Source organism: Mucilaginibacter sp. P5_A4 (genome assembly GCF_056400605.1).
In genome coordinates this window covers 48435-65221 of the sequence record NZ_JBFUKX010000011.1, presented here as the reverse complement: position 1 = coordinate 65221, position 16787 = coordinate 48435, and the positions used below count along the sequence as shown (strand labels likewise).

The following is a 16787-nucleotide window of genomic DNA, read 5'->3' as shown; positions in this document are numbered from 1 at the left end:
ACATCAAATAAACTGTTGCTATAATTCAATTAATCACCTATTTTTGTCACCGTTATAATACAACAAATATGAAACATCACGAAGAAGAAAAAGAAAACTTAGATTATATATACTACTTAGTAGCATTAGTATCGGGTATGTTTGTAGGTGCAATAATTGATAAAGGTTATACCTGGATTTTTGTTGGCGGTGTATTAGGCTTATTAACTGCCGCATTCTTCATCAATGTTTTGGTTAAAGGCCGTGGTGAAAGGGCGTGATCCTGATCTGCCATCGTTTATAAGTAATTGGAACCAGTTTTACGGCATCGTAGTCGCATGGCTGGTTCTTTTGGTTTTTGTATTTTGGCTCATTACAAAGTATTTTGAATGAGCTTACCCGACTGGATAGTTTTAGGCTTAACCCTTCTCTGTATAGTGCTGTATGGCATATGGAAAAGCGGCAACAATAAAAACATCGACCAGTTTTTAATGGGTAACCGCTCCCTGCCCTGGTACCATGTAGGATTTTCGGTTATGGCCACCCAGGCCAGCGCTATCACTTTCCTCTCAGCCCCCGGCCAGGCCTACTCCGATGGGATGCGCTTTGTGCAGTTCTACTTTGGTTTGCCGCTGGCCATGATTGTGCTTTGCATTACTTTCGTCCCTATCTTTCACCGCCTTAAAGTTTACACCGCTTACGAGTTTCTTGAACAGCGCTTTGATCTTAAGACACGGGCATTCACCGCCTTCCTTTTCCTGGTATTACGCAGCTTATCTACCGGGGTATCCATTTATGCTCCAGCTATTATTTTATCAACCATTTTAAACATCGATACTGTTTATACAACGGTGTTTATTGGCGGTTTGACGATATCTTATACCGTATATGGTGGCAGCAAAGCAGTGTCATACACCCAGCTGTTGCAGATGAGCATCATATTTGCCGGCATGTTTTTAGCCGGGATCTTAGTAGTAAGCTTCCTGCCACAGGGAGTTGGGTTTACACATGCCATTAAAATGGCTGGCAAGCTGGGCCGCATGAACGTGATTGACTGGAAATTTGATTGGGATAACCGCTATAATGTTTGGAGCGGATTAATAGGTGGTTTCTTTTTGCAGCTATCCTATTTCGGTACCGATCAAAGCCAGGTTGGCCGTTACTTAACCGGCAGCTCCATAGGGCAAAGCCGACTTGGCCTTATCATGAACGGATTGATCAAAATCCCGATGCAGTTCCTGATCCTGTTGATAGGCGTACTGGTTTTTGCTTTTTATCAGTTTAACAAACCACCTATGTTTTTTAATAATTACGAGGTGGACAATGTAAAAAAAAGCAGTTATGCAACGGAATATAACCAGCTCGATCAGCAATATACCCTGGCTTTTGAGCAACGAAAAAAAAAAACAGATGACCTTATAAAAGCCTTTGATAGCAAAAACCAGGATGAGGTAAATAAGGCTCAAACTGCTTTAAAAGTGGCAGAGAAGCAAGCTAAAGACATCAGGAAGCAAGCCGTTGAGGTGATGAAAAAGCACAACGCCGGCGCCGATGACAATGATACCAATTACGTATTCCTAACCTTTGTTAAACAGTATCTGCCCCGGGGGCTTGTAGGCTTACTCATTGCTATTATATTCCTGGCTTCCATGGGTTCAACTGCAAGTGCATTAAACTCGCTTGCTTCAACAACGGTAATCGATATATATAAACGGACTATAAATAAAGATGCCTCAGATAAAAACTACCTGCTTGCCTCGCGTTTAGCGACCATATTTTGGGGAATTGTGTGTGTAATTATGGCTTTATACGCCAGCAAACTGGGCAACTTACTGGAGGCCGTAAACCAGTTAGGCTCCTATATATATGGAACCGTATTAGGTGTATTTGTGGTAGCTTTTTATATGAAGCGGATAAACGGAACTTCTGTTTTTATTGGCGCCCTCATCAGTGAAGCGGCAATATTGTACTTAGGATTAAGCAAAACAGTTGCTTACCTATGGCTTAACCCTATCGGATGCTTTTTGGTGATGATTGTTGCTTACATTATGAATAAAGCAGTCCCTTCTAAACGGCCAAGCCTTCAATAACTCCTAAAAAAGGCCTTTTTGCTCATTGCAAAAAGGCCTTTTTAAAGTCTTTCCTCCGGGGAGGTTTTGGATGAGGCTTTTAATCCTTAGCGTGATCCAATGCTTCTTTATTCAAACGCTCGTACTCATCATCTTTACTGGCTTTTGCAAGGGCAACACCAGCTTCGGCAGCGGCAATGGCGCCCGCTTTATTGCCTTTACGTAATAACAGTCGCGATTCCCAAAGCTTGTACCAGGGGCCCTTAGGATCAATCTTTTCTGCTTCATAAACCCAGCCTAATGCTTTATCAACATCTTTATTGTTTTCATAATAGTATTGAATGGCGTTAAAGTAATAGGGCTTCCTGTCGCCTTTCATCAGCTCGTCAATATTGGCGGTGATCTTGGCATCATCATCTGTTTCCAAATGGATCGCTGCCGCAGTATGGTCCCAAACCAGGTAAAGATCTGTCGCCTTGGTGGTTGAATTGGCAAAAGCCATAGTAAAGGTTTCCCTTTTTTCGCTTACGCGCAAAGGTTTTATTTTAAACCTTACAAAATCCTCACTTTGTTTGTAGCTATAGGCTCCCCACTGTTTAACCACCTTATTTAATATAATGGTCCACTCATTTTTTTCGGGAATACTGAAAAGCGAGTAAGTACCAGCTGGTACGCTGTTACCTTCAACAAGCACTTTTTCGGTAAAGGTGATGGTTGTTGCCGCATTGGCACCTGTGCGCCAAACTTCGCCCCAGGGAATGATACCGCCAAATGTTTTACGGTCCTTCACATTCGGGCGCGAATAGGTGATAGTGATCTTCCCTAATCCAAAATCCTGGATAATGGTTTGCGTTGAACTGGCCTCAGGAATGCGCGGAACCTGGGCATAGCTTTTATAGCTCAAACACGCTAACAGCATGGTGGCTACCAGTAAGTAAGTTTTTCTCATGTTATGTTTTCGATACTAAGATACCAAATGTTTTTAATCGGGAAATATTGTGTTGGAGTAATAAAATTAGTAATAGTTTAATGGGTTGTAAGCATAAAGCTAAAGGCTTAAAGTCAAAAGCTAAAACATCACAGATGTTGATCATATTTGGAGCTTTGAGCCCTCCGCTTTAGGCTTTCAGCTTTTTATTACCTTTGCAACCATGATTGATGTTGTATTAAGTAAAGGTAAAGAGAAAGCTGTTGTACAAAGGCACCCCTGGGTATTTTCCGGCGCTATTGATAAGGTAAAGGGCAAGCCAGCCAATGGCGATGTGGTACGCCTGCTCAATGCAAAAGGCGACTTTATGGCCTATGGTTTTTACAACGATCAATCGCGCGTTGCCTTACGCCTTTTGGAGTGGGACGAATCGGTTGAAATTAATGACGACTGGTTCCGTCGTAAACTGGCTACCGCGGTTAAAAGCCGGGCCAACGTGCTGGAAAATGGTACCAATACCTGCCGGTTAGTTTTCAGCGAATCTGATTATTTACCTGGGTTAATTGTTGATAAATATGCAGGCCACCTGGCTGTGCAGGTACTTACATCGGGGATGGAACGCATAATGCCGGTAATTATTGATGAGCTGAAAAAACTGCTGAACCCCGAAAGTATCTCTGATAAAAGCGATGCTGCATCCCGCGCCCACGAAGGTATGGGCGAAACGGAGAATAAAGTATTATCCGGTAACCCGCCACCCGAAATTGTAGAAGTGTTGGAAAACAATATAGTATACGGCATTAATATCACTGAGGGTCAGAAATCGGGCTTTTATTGTGACCAGCGCGATAATCGCCATATACTGGCCTCCTACGCCAAAAATAAAAAAGTATTGGATTGCTTTTGTTATACCGGTGGTTTTACGCTCAACAGCCTGAAAAATGGGGCCGCTTTTGTAACCAGTGTGGATAGCTCTGCATTAGCCATTGAAACATTAAAGGAAAACATCCTGCTTAATAAACTTGATGCCGATAAACATACAGCCATTAAATCCGATGTAAACGCTCAACTGCGCAAATTCAGAGATGATGGCGAAAAGTTTGATATTATCGTACTCGATCCGCCTAAATACGCGCCATCCCGTTCGGCACTTACACGAGCTTCGCGCGCGTATAAAGACCTCAACCGCCTGGGCATGCTTTTACTGAATGAAGGCGGTCTGTTGGCCACCTATTCCTGCTCTGGCGCTATGGATATGGAAACCTTTAAACAAGTAATTGCCTGGGCCGCCCTTGACGCCGGTAAACAGGTACAGTTTATTTATCAATTTCACCAACCCGAGGACCACCCTGTAAGGGCCTCATTCCCCGAAGGGGAGTATTTGAAGGGGCTACTGTGCCGGGTATTTTAGGAGAAAGATAAAGGCCAAAGCTTTGTTGATAGCAAAGATCAAAAAGCTTTGGCCAAGAATGATTTTCTTCCCCAGGAACTACGCTGTACACAATTCTGCTATAGAAATCAGCCTTTTGTAGGATGGTAATGAAAGTTTGACTTCATTTTCAAATCTTCAAATTGCCAAATCATCAAATTTCTTCCATCTGCACATCTGAAATTTGAAATCCTTACATCTATTATTTATGTTTCGCTCCCATGTAAAAAGTAATCTCGCCGCCATTCATGATGTCGGCATGGCTGATAAATAAGCTGTCCAGCGGTTTGCCGTTCAATACCATCTTTTGCACATAAACATTCTTAGGGCTTTGGTTTTTTACATTGATGATGAACTTTTTGCCGTTGTCCAGGTTAATGATGGCCCCGTTCACCGCCGGGCTGCCTGTCGAGTATTGGTCTGATCCGGGCGCTACCGGGTAAAAGCCCAGTGTGCTGAAGATATACCAGGCGCTCATTTGCCCCGTATCATCGTTACCGCCAAGTCCGTCGGGCGTTGGTTTGTACATTCTTGGTAATATCATTCTGATCCTTTCCTGTGTTTTCCAGGGTTGGCTTGTCCAATTATATAAATACGCTACATGGTGCGATGGTTCGTTGCCGTGCACGTAGTTGCCGATGATACCATCCCTGGTGATGTCTTCTGTCTCGGCAAAGTATTTGTCGGGCAGGTCCATCGTAAACAACGAGTCGAGGTAGGTGGTAAATCTTTTGTTACCGCCCATTAATGCAATCAGGCTTTTGGGGTCCTGCGGGGCAAAAAGCGTATAGTTCCAGCTGTTGCCTTCTATAAACCCTTCGTTAATGGTGCTCAGCGGATCGAACTTTTTGCGGAAAGTGCCGTCGGTTAGTTTGGGGCGCATGAAGCCTATCCTTGGGTCGTAAACGTTCTTATAGTTTTCTGACCTTTTGATGAATTCGTCGTAGATGTCCATGTGGTTCAGCTTTTTGGCCAATTGGGCGATGGCCCAGTCGTCAAAGGCATATTCAAGGGTAGAGGATACCGATACACCGCTTTTTTCATCTGGAATATAGCCTTTATCCATGTACTCGCCTATGCCTTCATAATCTTTATGCCTGGCGGTGGCTACACAGGCGTCCAGTGCCTTGCCGGCATCAAAGTTTACGTTTCCTTTGACCACGGCATCGGCTATTACGGCAACGCTGTGATAACCGCTCATACACCAGTTCTCGTTACCAGAGTTGGACCATACAGGTAGCATATGTTCCGGGCTCTGGTCATAATGAGCCAGCATCGATTTTACCATATCTGCATTCCTTTTAGGTTCGATGATATTGAACAGCGGGTGCAATGCCCGATAGGTATCCCAAAGAGAAAATGTGGTATAGTTTGTAAACCCTTCGGCTTTGTGTACGTTTTGGTCAATTCCTTTATACTGGCCGTCGGCATCCATATACATGGTGGGGTTGATCATCGTATGGTACATCGAGGTATAAAAGTTCTCCTTGATCTCCTGGTTACCCTGGATCACTATTTTATGCAGCTCGGTTTCCCAAAGCTGTTGTCCATCCGCTTTTACTTTGTCAAAGTCCCAGCCGGGGATCTCGGTTTGCATATTATTCAGCGCCCCTGCCATGCTTACCGGCGATATGGAGAACTTGATCTTGATCTTTTCTCCCGCTTCGGTCTTGAAGTCGAAGTAGCTCCTGATCTGCCTGCCTGCTATCTCAGGGAAGTTTTTGGTTTGATTGAACTTGCCCCAGAAACCGCCGTATACTTCCCGTTTATCATATTTTTTATAGCCGTGCTGGTAAAAAGCTTTGTTAAAGCTCATTGCAAAGTACAGGGTTCTTGTTCTGGCCCAGCCGTTGGTTTGCCGGTAACCAATTACAGTACTATCATTTACCACCCGCAAATACGTCCATACGTTTTTATCGGGATAATTATAGATACCTGCCATCAGATCGAGCACTATATGCGCGTTGTCTGATTTTGGAAATGTGTATTGGTGGAAGCCTACTCTGGCTGTTGTGGTCATCTCGGCTGTAATATTGCTTTCGTCCAGCTTTACTTTATAATAATTGGCCTGGCTCACCTCGTTCTGATGCGAAAATCCGGAGCGATAGCCACTGCCGGGTTTATCGGCGGTGCCGGGGTTTAGTTTTAAAGTGCCTACCGTTGGCATGATTAAAAAATCGCCCAGGTCTGAGTGCCCTGTGCCACTAAAGTGGGTATGACTGAAGCCTACTATCGTTTTATCATCGTACTGGTAGCCCGCGCAGTATTTGTATACATCTGGATTGTATTTGCCATTCAGCTCATAACCTGCAGTATCCGTTTCGGGGCTCAACTGCACCATCCCGAAAGGTACTGTGGCTCCAGGATATACGTGCCCCATCCGCTGTGTGCCAATGATCGGGCGTACATATTGTACTAATTGCTCCGGCGAGGCGGTTTGTCCATGTGCTCCAAAAGAGACAAGAGCTAAAAAAACATAAAATATCTTCTTCATTTTAATGAATGGGGTCAGTTGGTAAAACGTTTTAAGTCCCCAAATATAAAGCATAACACTTAAATGTTTCTATAACGGTAATAAAAACTGTACCTTGACATAATGTCATTAAACCGTACCTTTTGTAACAACGGTATGCGTTTTGTAATCTAAATCGAAAACATATCTAAAAAAACAAACCATCAATGAAAAAGCTATTATCAGTAATATTAGTTGTCGCGGTTGCCATGTCCCTAAGTTCGTGCAGCTACAACAGCATGGTTAAGCTCGACGAAAATGTAAAAACTCAATGGGCCGCTGTACAAAGCCAATATCAACGCCGCAGCGACCTGATACCAAATTTGGTAAACACTGTTAAAGGTGCAGCCAACTTTGAAAAAAGCACGCTTACTGCCGTTGTTGAGGCCCGAGCCAAAGCAACATCAGTTCAGGTTGATCCTACTAAACTAACCCCGGAGTCTATCAAAGCTTTCCAGGCTGCCCAGGGAGAATTAAGCTCGGCATTAGGCAGGTTGCTGGCAGTTACAGAAAATTATCCTGATCTGAAAACTAACCAGAATTTTTTGGGACTGCAGGCGCAGATAGAAGGTACAGAAAACCGCATACAGGTTTCCCGCCAGGATTTTAATACTGCCGTACAGGAATTCAATACCAAGATCAGATCATTCCCGGCTAATATCACCGCTAAAATGTTTGGCTTTTCCGAAAAAGGATATTTTACTGCCGAGCCTGGGTCAGACAAAGCGCCGAAGGTTCAGTTTTAGTTTTTAGTTTCACAAATAAAATCAGTGTAACCACAAAAACAAATGGCAGTATTTAACGAAGAAGAACAGCAGCGGATCCGCAAGGTTATTGAGGATGCCGAGAACCGCAGTACTGGTGAAATACGGGTTTGTATAGAAAAAAAGTGCAGTGAGGATGTACTTGACCGCGCCGCAAAATATTTTTACCAGCTTAATATGCATAAAACCGCCATGCGTCATGGGGTGCTTGTTTATGTAGCTACTGTAGACCGTAAATTTGCCATTATTGGTGATGCAGGTATAAACCAGGTGGTACCGGCCAATTTCTGGGACGATACAAAAGAAGAAATGCTTAAGCATTTTAAGTATGGCGATATTGTTGAAGGAATTGTTACTGGTTTAAAAATAGCCGGCGAACAGCTTCAAAAATATTTTCCGCATAATACCGGCGATGTTAACGAATTACCTGATGATATTGCTTTTATGGATGGCGAATAACCAATGAAATACATGTTCAAAAAATTCATCATATTTTGTAGCCTGGCACTTTGTACCGCTATAGGATTTGCCCAGGAGCTCCCTGAGCGCTCAACTACATTGGTTACCGACTATACCAATACCTTATCAGCGGCTGATAAGCAAAAGCTGGAAGACAAACTGGTTGCCTTTAACGATTCTACATCTACGCAAATAGCGGTTGTGATCATGAGATCAACCGGCAACTATGATATTAATGCCTACGGTGTGCAATTGCTGCGTAAATGGGGTATCGGCGAGAAAAAGAAGAATAATGGCATTTTGGTGTTGGTTGCCATCAGCGACCGCAAAATGAGTATCCAAACCGGGTACGGCGCCGAAGGTGCTGTACCGGATGTGATTACGCAGGAGATCATCCAAAAGGATATGAAACCTCACTTTAAGCAGGATGACTATTACGGCGGACTGGAGGCTGCAACCAACAGCCTAATGAAGTACATGAAAGGCGAATATAAAGCCGAACCAAAAGAACAGGGGAGCAAAGGTGGCGGCAGCGGGTTTATTGTGATCATTATAATAGTAGTTATCCTGATACTGGTATTCCGTAACCGTGGTGGCGGTGGTGGCCGCCAAATCATTGGCCGCAGAGGTGGCGCAAGCCCCTTCTGGTGGTTTTTGGCCGGCAGTTTACTTGGTGGTAGCGGCCGCAGCAGCGGATCTGACTGGGGAGGTTTCTCTGGAGGAGGTGGCGGTAGCGGTAGCGGTGGCGGCGGTTTTGGAGGTTTCGGCGGCGGTAGTGGCGGCGGTGGCGGTTCAAGCGGCAGCTGGTAGAATTAATTAGAGAATTGCTAAGTTTTGAATTATTGATAGGCAGCCCAAATTTACCTTTGAATGCATAAAGATTATATTTTAAATGAGTTGGAGAAAATCTCACTCATGATGGCGCGTATTGCGGGTTTTAAAGAACAGGCAAAACCGGATGAATTTATCAAGCTTGCAGATACCATGCTGCAAAATGAGTTTAATATAAAGCTGGATGAATTATTAGCATTAACTGCCGAAGATTTTGAACTGTTACTGGCAAAAGGAAATTATAAAGCCGATAAACTGGAAGCTTTGGCACAATTACTATACATGCATACCGAGCCATTTACCCCCTCGCCAGAAACTTTAGCCACCCTACAAAAAATACTGATGCTTTTTGAATTGCTGGAGAAAAAGCACCATAGCTCATCATTTGAAAATATTAACAAACAAAACGCCATCTATCAATTTATAAAAAACAACTATGAGTAAAAATCTTACCTGGAAACTGCTTTCATCTAAATATATACACAAGGGTCCGTGGGCTACACTGCGCATTGATCGCTGCGAAATGCCCAGCGGCAAAATTGTTGACGATTACTATGTTTTAGAATACAGCAACTGGGTTAATGCAGTTGCCGTTACCGAAGATAATAAAGTACTTATGGTAAAGCAATACCGCCATGCAGCAGGCATTATATCGCTCGAAATTCCGGGAGGAGTAATTGATGGCGATGAATCGCCGGTTGATGGTCTGCGCCGTGAGTTGCTGGAAGAAACAGGTTACCAGTTTGATGATTTTGAACTACTATGTACCGTTTACGGCAACCCCTCCACAGCCAACAATCAAACATTTACTTATTTGGCTAAGGGAGGTAAAAAGGTACAGGAACAATCATTAGATGAACATGAGGAATTAATTGTTGAAGAATACTCCATTCCCGAAGTGAAACAATTACTCCTGGAAAATAAAGTTGTACAGGCTATGCATTGCGCCGGTTTGTTTTATGGGATGGTGAAATTAGGGGCGTTGTAGTTTACTCCGGGCAATTATCCTTACGGCGGGTGTCAACAACGTAAATAATCTTCCAGCCTGCAGGTGTACGCATGAGTGAAAAAACGTCTACCCCGCAATGGCTAAAGGTTTTGCCCAAATAAAACTTATAAGGCGTCCAAACGCTTGCCAGGTCGCCATCAATTTTAATATCCTTAAAGATGATCTGCTCATCCCAGATTTCTTTATGCGGCGTACCAACAGCTTTTATAAAATCATTGGGGTTATCAATATCCAATGAAACTGTGCCATCTTTTTTATTTGAGATCCCCTCGAAAACAATATCTTTATGAAAGGCCGATCGCAACATGGTGCTATCGCCTTTGCGCATGGCATCAAACATGGTATTAATGGTTTGCTTTATGGCATCCTGGTCAGCTTGCTGGGCAACGGTTTTTAATGAAACAAGCAGGATAAGGCTTGCAAAGAGGATTTTTTTCATGTAATGGATTTTCGAGACAATTTAGGTAAATTTGATCGATAATTAGACTTGCTAAGTTTTTAAACGGCAAAGCCCTTAACGAGGCCAAAAACCATATTATCGGGTTAAACTTCGTAAGTCTTTCCAAAATATAATCCGTTTTCTTAATGATTCTCTTCCTCGTCAACCTTTAAAATAAAAGGCGTAGGCTCCTCGGCGGTTTGCCCCACCCCAAAATAATCTTCCAACTCCTTTAATGTCGATGAACTGGTGGCAATATCCTTAATGATCACGCCTTTTTCCATCAGCAGGATCCGGTCGCAAATATCGGTGATGTGGTTAAGATCATGGCTGGATACTATATTGGTAACCCCTTTGTTTTTATTCTGATCCTTCAGCATATTCTTTAGCCTGAACTGCGTACTTGGGTCAATATTGGCAAAAGGCTCATCCAACATCAGCAATTGTGGATTTTGCAGCAGGCACGATGCCACCCCAACCTTACATTGGTTCCCTTTAGATAAATCGCGGATGTATTTGCCTTTCTTTAGTATCTCATCGTTAAAAAAGTCGCCCAATTGCGATAGGGTTTCATCTACCGTGGCTTTGCTTTGCTGATGCAGGCCGCCAATAAAATACAGGTATTCCTCTGGTGTTAGGTAATCTATCAGGAAGCCCTCATCAAGATATGAGGCGGTATAGTTTTTCCAGTTTTCATGACCGGCCACAACTTCGCCGTTTGATAATACCTGCCCGGTTTCCGGGCGGATGAGATCAAGGATCATGCGGAACAGTGTAGTTTTACCAGCGCCATTATTACCAACCAGGCCTACACTTTCACCTTTGCCGATCAGCAGGTTGGGCAGATCTACTACAGTAATGCCGTTATATACTTTTTTAAGGTTATTAATTTCAATCATGGTTATTTATTTCTGAAGCCTTCGGCTATGGTATATCTTTTTTGCACAAAATCTTCTTCCAGCTTTTTTATCCAGAAGTTACGGGTTAATATAAATATCACACCTATTATTCCCAATGCCAGTAATCCTGTAATGCCATGTTTAAATAATGCAAAAGGTATGTAAATAATATAGGGCGCTAAAATAAGCGGGAATGACAATAGCAGTTGTGTAGCCCCCACACCTTCCCAATTAAATGAGGCGCCCTTAGATAGGTCGATTCGCTTAGCGTTCCGATTGGCAAAAAACAGTACAATTGTAGTATTAACGCCGATGTTCCATAAATACATTACAAAATGCACCAATAATATCTGCCAGCCAAAATAAACGTAAGGCGTTGTAAGCAGAAAGGCAACAGTTGATACTACGGTAAAAAGCAAATACTTAGCCTTCAAAAAATCGATGAAATTGATTTTGCTTACCAATATGCCATCAAAGTGCGTAGCTTGCCAGCTAAACATAAACTGGCCATAGCTAATGATGAAGATACCCGTCATGAACATGCCTACAAAAATGTACCAGCTTTGACCGTAATGGCTGTTGGTATAAAATATGAGCCCATAAAACATAAAAAACAACCCCATAACCAGGGCCGAGCGCGGGCGCTTATTACGCAGAATGAGTTTGACCTCGTTAGCTGCCAAATCTCCAACCCTGCCAAACCTTGAAAGGAATGGTATATCTGTACTGCTCTTGTATGATTTTATTTTATGCGCGGTAAGCTCTTCCAGGTAAAGATTTTGCTTTAAGTAATAAAAGTTAAAGTAATACATTACAATAGCAAGCACCAAAGGTAGTAGCGCCAACACCGGCATAGTAATTAAATGACCGAAGTAAGCATATGAAATATCGCGAACGGAGAACAGGTGCCACCGGAAATCACAGGTGATGATGAGGATTAAAACAGTTGCTGCTATTAAAAACACCCAACCATTGAGATTCGATCTTCTTTTAATGTATAGTGCCAGGTAGTTGTTAAATACCGTAAGCCCGGCGATAGCCACAACAAAGGCCAGTGCAACCAGGCCTCCCGAATCCTGCGCAACTATCTTGAATATAAATGGTAAAAACAATATGAAAGGCCACAAATTAAATATGGATAAGGCCGCAGTTAAAGCCAGGTAGCGTACCAAAGAGTTTCTTTTTATAGGCAGGTGCAAATAAGGCTGAACCCGAAGGGTAGGCAACTCCTGCAACTGCAGGCGCATTAACAGATCGAAGAGAAAATAAATAAGAATGATACCACAAAAAGCTTTAACCAAATCTTCGTTAGGAAACATCCCTTCAAGCATCTTATCCAAAAAGATACCTACCACAAGTACATTTAAAAACAGGTAAAGGATCAAAATACTCATTACTACACGTATAGCAATGCTTTTACCTGTATTTTTTGATCGCCAGAAAGCTTTTAACTCATGATTGAAAAAAGTAGACACCATGTTTTATAGATAAGATATGTTTTGTTGAAGATAGGTAAACAGAACCAAGAGAAGAATCAAGTTAAGCAATTTTGCCTTATCTCTATTTAATACTTGTATCTATCGCCCCACAATTTTTTCAACTTCTCTTTTGATTCGTTTTCCTTAGCATTGTTACCAGGCTGGTATATTTTTGTTCCCCTGATTGCATCCGGTAAAAAATCGAGGTCGGTAAAATTGCCTTCATAGCTATGGGCATATTTATAATCTTTACCGTAGCCTATATTTTTCATGAATTTGGTGGGTGCGTTGCGCAGGTGCAGCGGAACAGGGAGATCGCCGGTTTGGCGTACCAATGCCATTGCCGCTCCTATGGCGGTTGTGGCCGAGTTGCTTTTAGCTGATGTTGCCAAATAAATGGCTGTTTGCGATAATATCAGTTGCGACTCTGGCATACCTATTTTGTTCACTGCTTCAAAACAGCTCTGTGCCAACAAAAGAGCATTTGGATTGGCGTTTCCTATGTCCTCAGACGCCAGGATGAGCATACGGCGGGCGATGAATAGCGGATCCTCCCCACCAATGATCATCCGGGCCAGCCAATACACGGCTCCGTTGGGATCGCTGCCACGCATAGATTTGATAAAGGCCGAAATGATATCATAATGTTGCTCGCCTGTTTTATCATACAGGGCCATATTTTGCTGTACATGCTCCAGTACTACCTCATCGGTTAAAACTATCTCTGGGCTATCAAAAGCGTTTACAAGCAGTTCAAATATATTGAGCAGCTTACGGGCATCACCTCCCGATAAGCGCAGCAGGGCCTCATGATCTTTTATATTAATGCGCTTTTCTTTGAGCACCACATCATCCTTCATGGCTTTATCAAGCAGGTTCAGCAGATCCTCCTCTTCCAAAGGTTTCAAAATGTATACCTGGCATCGCGATAGCAAGGCCGAGATCACCTCGAATGAAGGATTTTCTGTTGTTGCACCTATCAAAGTAACTATGCCCCGCTCAACCGCACCCAATAATGAATCCTGCTGCGATTTAGAAAAACGGTGAATTTCATCAATAAACAAAATGGGCAACGTTTCGCCTTGTTCTTTTAACAAAGATGCTTTTTCTATTACTTCGCGAACATCCTTCACTCCTGAATTAATTGCGCTAAGCGAAAAGAACGGGCGATACAATGATTGCGAAATGATATAGGCCAATGTAGTTTTACCCACTCCTGGCGGCCCCCAGAACAGCATAGAAGGCAACGCTCCCGATTCAATTGCCTTACGCAAAACCGCACCCGGACCAACAAGATGCTTTTGCCCCACATAATCATCTAACGATTTCGGGCGCAGACGTTCGGCTAATGGCGGGAGATTGGTCATGTAATTTAGATATGCAGATTTCAAATGTGGAAATACGCAGATGATGAGCTGCGTATGCGTACATTAATTAAGTTAAGCATTGTATCCTTCAAATGTGCAAATTGTGGCTTAATAAACAAAGCCCCACCGCTAATAAACGATGAGGCTTTCAATAAGTTTTTTTATTATCAGCTTATCTAAAATAAGATTACTTCTTCATATGCATATTTCCACATTTGAAATCTGCATATCAAAACGCAACCTGCACATTGTTTTAGAAGCCATYAGCTTCTGCTCTCTTCAGCTTTCTTTTCTCCACAACTGCCGATACCAGGATACCTACTTCGTATAAAATAAATAGCGGGATACTTACTACAGTCATGGTCATCATATCAGGTGTAGGGGTTACAACAGCTGCTACAACCAATATGGCAACTATTGCATATCGCCTTGTATCTCGCATAAACTTAGCTGTAAGTACGCCCAGGCTTGATAATACATACACTAAAATTGGCAGCTCAAAAACTACACCTGTTGCCAGGGTTAATGTAGCCACAGATGAAATGTAGGAGTCGATATCAAATAAATTATGGATTGATGAACTTACTGTATAACCCGAAAGAAAATTGATCGACTCGGGCGTGATCACATAGTAACCAAACAAAACTCCTGTAATGAACAGGCCGGTTGCGTAAAACACAAAACCCGATGCTGCTTTACGTTCTTTTTCATGCAAAGCCGGACGTATAAAGCGCCATAATTCAAACAACAGGTAGGGGAAACCTAATGTGATACCAATTAATAATGATGAGTTAATTTGCAGGGTAAACTGCCCGGCCATCTCGGTATTTATGAGCTGGATGTTAATTTTATCAATACAAAAGCCTGGGCGATGCAAGGCCTCACCCAGCGCGCAAAGCATCCGGTATGTCCAGAAGGTTGGCTTGCTGGGACCCATAATAACGGTATCAAAAATCCAATCGTAATAATAAAAAACCACGCTGGTAAATACTACAATTGCTATGGAGGCCCGTATCAAATGCCATCTTAAAGCTTCAATATGGTCGAAGAATGACATTTCTGCCTCCATCGTTTTGCCTTTATCCTTTATGGCTTTAATTAATTTATTGTCGCTCATTATATATTTAATACCGCTGTATCAACGCTATTGTGCTAAGTACGTTCTATTGTATGAAGATAGTTTGAATTTATTTTACATTTCAAACGTGTCCATAAACTTGGTAGTAAAATTACCTGCACGGAAGTTTGCATCTTTTAACAATTTCAGGTGGAAAGGGATGGTTGTTTTTACACCTTCAATTACAAACTCGCTTAAGGCGCGCTCCATGGTACTTAAAGCCTCCTCGCGTGTTTGGGCGCAGCAAATTACTTTTGCTATCATGGAATCATAGTTTGGCGGTATTACATACCCCGTATAAACATGGGTATCAATACGTACACCATGTCCGCCTGGCGAATGAAAATTGGTTATTTTACCGGGTGAAGGGCGGAAATTGTTATAAGGGTCTTCGGCATTGATACGGCACTCAATAGCATGCATTGTTGGCTCGTAATTTTTACCAGAGATAGGAATTCCCGATGCAACCTTAATTTGTTCTTTGATCAGGTCGAAGTTGATCACCTCTTCGGTAACCGGGTGTTCTACCTGGATCCGGGTGTTCATTTCCATGAAGTAGAAGTTACGGTCTTTATCAACCAAAAACTCTACAGTACCGGCACCTTCGTATTTTACAGCCTTCGCTCCTTTTATAGCAGCTTCGCCCATTTTTTTTCGAAGTTTTTCGGTCATAAATGGTGATGGAGATTCTTCAACCAATTTTTGGTGACGGCGTTGAATAGAACAATCCCGTTCAGACAAATGACATACTTTACCATACTGGTCACCCACTACCTGGATCTCGATGTGACGCGGATCCTGAACATATTTTTCAAGGTAAAGGCCATCGTTACCAAAGGCAGCGCCAGATTCGGCACGGGCAGAATCCCACGCGTTCTCAAACTCGCTGTCTTGCCAAACAATGCGCATACCGCGGCCACCGCCACCTGCAGTTGCTTTTAGTATTACGGGGTAGCCTATTTTATTAGCTATAGCGATACCCGATTTAATATCAGTAAGTAATCCATCAGATCCCGGCACAATAGGTACACCGGCTTTTTTCATGGTTTCCTTAGCTGAAGCTTTATCGCCCATTGAGTTGATCTGATCGGCAGTAGCGCCAATGAATTTAATTCCGTAATCGGCACAAATGGCCGAGAATTTGGCATTTTCTGATAGGAAACCATAACCCGGATGTATAGCATCCGCGTTGGTAAGCTCGGCAGCCGAAATGATGTTAGGAATATTCAAATAAGAATCGCGGCTTGGAGGGGGGCCTATACAAACAGCTTCATCAGCAAAACGTACATGAAGGCTATCTCGGTCGGCAGTTGAATATACAGCTATGGTTTTAATACCCATCTCTTTGCAGGTACGGATAATTCGCAGGGCTATCTCGCCCCGGTTAGCTATTAATATTTTTTTAAACATGGTTTCTTTGATGTGCAAATTACAAATGTGCAAATATGCAGATGAAAAATATTAATGATTGATGTTCAATTGTGTAAACTACAAATGTGCAAATGAA

Annotated in this window: 16 protein-coding genes; 8 read left to right on the top strand and 8 right to left on the bottom strand. The window is 42.7% G+C overall.

The annotated features are described in order from the left end of the window. The first annotated feature begins 68 nt into the window (after positions 1–68). Both AC1DQW_RS09285 and AC1DQW_RS09280 read left to right on the top strand, forming a co-directional pair. Positions 69–260, top strand: coding sequence for a hypothetical protein (locus tag AC1DQW_RS09285; RefSeq protein ID WP_477401054.1), 192 nt, complete (start codon positions 69–71; stop codon positions 258–260). A gap of 108 nt (positions 261–368) precedes the next feature. Further along, positions 369–2069, top strand: coding sequence for a sodium:solute symporter family protein (locus tag AC1DQW_RS09280; protein WP_477453826.1), 1701 nt, complete (start codon positions 369–371; stop codon positions 2067–2069). 79 nt (positions 2070–2148) lie between these two features. Here the strand turns inward: AC1DQW_RS09280 and AC1DQW_RS09275 are convergent, their stop codons facing one another. Continuing rightward, the gene (locus AC1DQW_RS09275) at positions 2149–2997 is read right to left on the bottom strand and encodes a DUF2911 domain-containing protein (protein ID WP_477453825.1); all 849 of its coding nucleotides are present in this window, start codon (positions 2995–2997) and stop codon (positions 2149–2151) included. Positions 2998–3199: 202 nt separating this feature from the next. Between AC1DQW_RS09275 and AC1DQW_RS09270 the strand changes: the two genes are divergently transcribed. Further along, positions 3200–4387, top strand: coding sequence for a class I SAM-dependent rRNA methyltransferase (locus AC1DQW_RS09270; RefSeq protein WP_477453824.1), 1188 nt, complete (start codon positions 3200–3202; stop codon positions 4385–4387). 220 nt (positions 4388–4607) lie between these two features. On the opposite strand, the gene AC1DQW_RS09265 is transcribed toward AC1DQW_RS09270, so the two are convergent. Continuing rightward, positions 4608–6899 (bottom strand): GH92 family glycosyl hydrolase, encoded by a 2292-nt coding sequence (locus AC1DQW_RS09265; RefSeq protein ID WP_477453823.1) that lies wholly within the window; start codon positions 6897–6899, stop codon positions 4608–4610. Positions 6900–7084: 185 nt separating this feature from the next. Here AC1DQW_RS09265 and AC1DQW_RS09260 point away from each other — a divergent pair, with 185 nt between their 5' ends. From AC1DQW_RS09260 to AC1DQW_RS09240, 5 genes are read left to right on the top strand one after another with little or no spacing between them, the layout of a single operon-like run. Further along, positions 7085–7663 (top strand): LemA family protein, encoded by a 579-nt coding sequence (locus AC1DQW_RS09260; RefSeq protein WP_477453822.1) that lies wholly within the window; start codon positions 7085–7087, stop codon positions 7661–7663. 42 nt (positions 7664–7705) lie between these two features. Continuing rightward, positions 7706–8140, top strand: coding sequence for a TPM domain-containing protein (locus AC1DQW_RS09255; protein ID WP_477453821.1), 435 nt, complete (start codon positions 7706–7708; stop codon positions 8138–8140). Positions 8141–8152: 12 nt separating this feature from the next. Beyond that, entirely contained in the window at positions 8153–8950 is a 798-nt protein-coding gene (locus AC1DQW_RS09250) for a TPM domain-containing protein (RefSeq protein WP_477453820.1), read from the top strand. Between the two features lie 60 nt (positions 8951–9010). Further along, the gene (locus tag AC1DQW_RS09245) at positions 9011–9415 is read left to right on the top strand and encodes a hypothetical protein (protein ID WP_477415774.1); all 405 of its coding nucleotides are present in this window, start codon (positions 9011–9013) and stop codon (positions 9413–9415) included. Next, a complete protein-coding gene (locus AC1DQW_RS09240) occupies positions 9408–9959 on the top strand; it encodes an NUDIX hydrolase (protein WP_477453819.1) in 552 nt (183 codons plus the stop codon). Before AC1DQW_RS09245 ends, AC1DQW_RS09240 begins: the two co-directional genes overlap by 8 nt. A gap of 1 nt (position 9960) precedes the next feature. Here AC1DQW_RS09240 and AC1DQW_RS09235 read toward each other — a convergent pair whose 3' ends face one another. From AC1DQW_RS09235 to accC, 6 genes are all read right to left on the bottom strand, one after another. Continuing rightward, positions 9961–10419 (bottom strand): nuclear transport factor 2 family protein, encoded by a 459-nt coding sequence (locus AC1DQW_RS09235; protein ID WP_477453818.1) that lies wholly within the window; start codon positions 10417–10419, stop codon positions 9961–9963. 143 nt (positions 10420–10562) lie between these two features. Then, on the bottom strand, positions 10563–11318 hold the full coding sequence (locus AC1DQW_RS09230) for an ABC transporter ATP-binding protein (protein WP_477453817.1): 756 nt from the start codon (positions 11316–11318) through the stop codon (positions 10563–10565). Between the two features lie 2 nt (positions 11319–11320). After that, positions 11321–12796, bottom strand: a complete 1476-nt coding sequence (locus AC1DQW_RS09225; RefSeq protein ID WP_477453816.1) for a DUF5687 family protein — start codon at positions 12794–12796, stop codon at positions 11321–11323. A gap of 86 nt (positions 12797–12882) precedes the next feature. After that, positions 12883–14163 (bottom strand): replication-associated recombination protein A, encoded by a 1281-nt coding sequence (locus AC1DQW_RS09220; protein WP_477401032.1) that lies wholly within the window; start codon positions 14161–14163, stop codon positions 12883–12885. Positions 14164–14416: 253 nt separating this feature from the next. Next, on the bottom strand, positions 14417–15280 hold the full coding sequence (gene tatC / locus AC1DQW_RS09215; RefSeq protein ID WP_477453815.1) for a twin-arginine translocase subunit TatC: 864 nt from the start codon (positions 15278–15280) through the stop codon (positions 14417–14419). Between the two features lie 75 nt (positions 15281–15355). Further along, on the bottom strand, positions 15356–16690 hold the full coding sequence (gene accC / locus AC1DQW_RS09210) for an acetyl-CoA carboxylase biotin carboxylase subunit (protein ID WP_477415786.1): 1335 nt from the start codon (positions 16688–16690) through the stop codon (positions 15356–15358). Positions 16691–16787 lie beyond the last annotated feature (97 nt).

Bases quoted from the DNA above. Each gene is read 5' to 3' on its own strand.
- AC1DQW_RS09285 (WP_477401054.1), top strand. From the start codon at position 69: ATGAAACATCACGAAGAAGAAAAAGAAAACTTAGATTATATATACTAC.
- AC1DQW_RS09280 (WP_477453826.1), top strand. From the start codon at position 369: ATGAGCTTACCCGACTGGATAGTTTTAGGCTTAACCCTTCTCTGTATA.
- AC1DQW_RS09275 (WP_477453825.1), bottom strand. From the start codon at position 2,997: ATGAGAAAAACTTACTTACTGGTAGCCACCATGCTGTTAGCGTGTTTG.
- AC1DQW_RS09270 (WP_477453824.1), top strand. From the start codon at position 3,200: ATGATTGATGTTGTATTAAGTAAAGGTAAAGAGAAAGCTGTTGTACAA.
- AC1DQW_RS09265 (WP_477453823.1), bottom strand. From the start codon at position 6,899: ATGAAGAAGATATTTTATGTTTTTTTAGCTCTTGTCTCTTTTGGAGCA.
- AC1DQW_RS09260 (WP_477453822.1), top strand. From the start codon at position 7,085: ATGAAAAAGCTATTATCAGTAATATTAGTTGTCGCGGTTGCCATGTCC.
- AC1DQW_RS09255 (WP_477453821.1), top strand. From the start codon at position 7,706: ATGGCAGTATTTAACGAAGAAGAACAGCAGCGGATCCGCAAGGTTATT.
- AC1DQW_RS09250 (WP_477453820.1), top strand. From the start codon at position 8,153: ATGTTCAAAAAATTCATCATATTTTGTAGCCTGGCACTTTGTACCGCT.
- AC1DQW_RS09245 (WP_477415774.1), top strand. From the start codon at position 9,011: ATGCATAAAGATTATATTTTAAATGAGTTGGAGAAAATCTCACTCATG.
- AC1DQW_RS09240 (WP_477453819.1), top strand. From the start codon at position 9,408: ATGAGTAAAAATCTTACCTGGAAACTGCTTTCATCTAAATATATACAC.
- AC1DQW_RS09235 (WP_477453818.1), bottom strand. From the start codon at position 10,419: ATGAAAAAAATCCTCTTTGCAAGCCTTATCCTGCTTGTTTCATTAAAA.
- AC1DQW_RS09230 (WP_477453817.1), bottom strand. From the start codon at position 11,318: ATGATTGAAATTAATAACCTTAAAAAAGTATATAACGGCATTACTGTA.
- AC1DQW_RS09225 (WP_477453816.1), bottom strand. From the start codon at position 12,796: ATGGTGTCTACTTTTTTCAATCATGAGTTAAAAGCTTTCTGGCGATCA.
- AC1DQW_RS09220 (WP_477401032.1), bottom strand. From the start codon at position 14,163: ATGACCAATCTCCCGCCATTAGCCGAACGTCTGCGCCCGAAATCGTTA.
- accC (WP_477415786.1), bottom strand. From the start codon at position 16,690: ATGTTTAAAAAAATATTAATAGCTAACCGGGGCGAGATAGCCCTGCGA.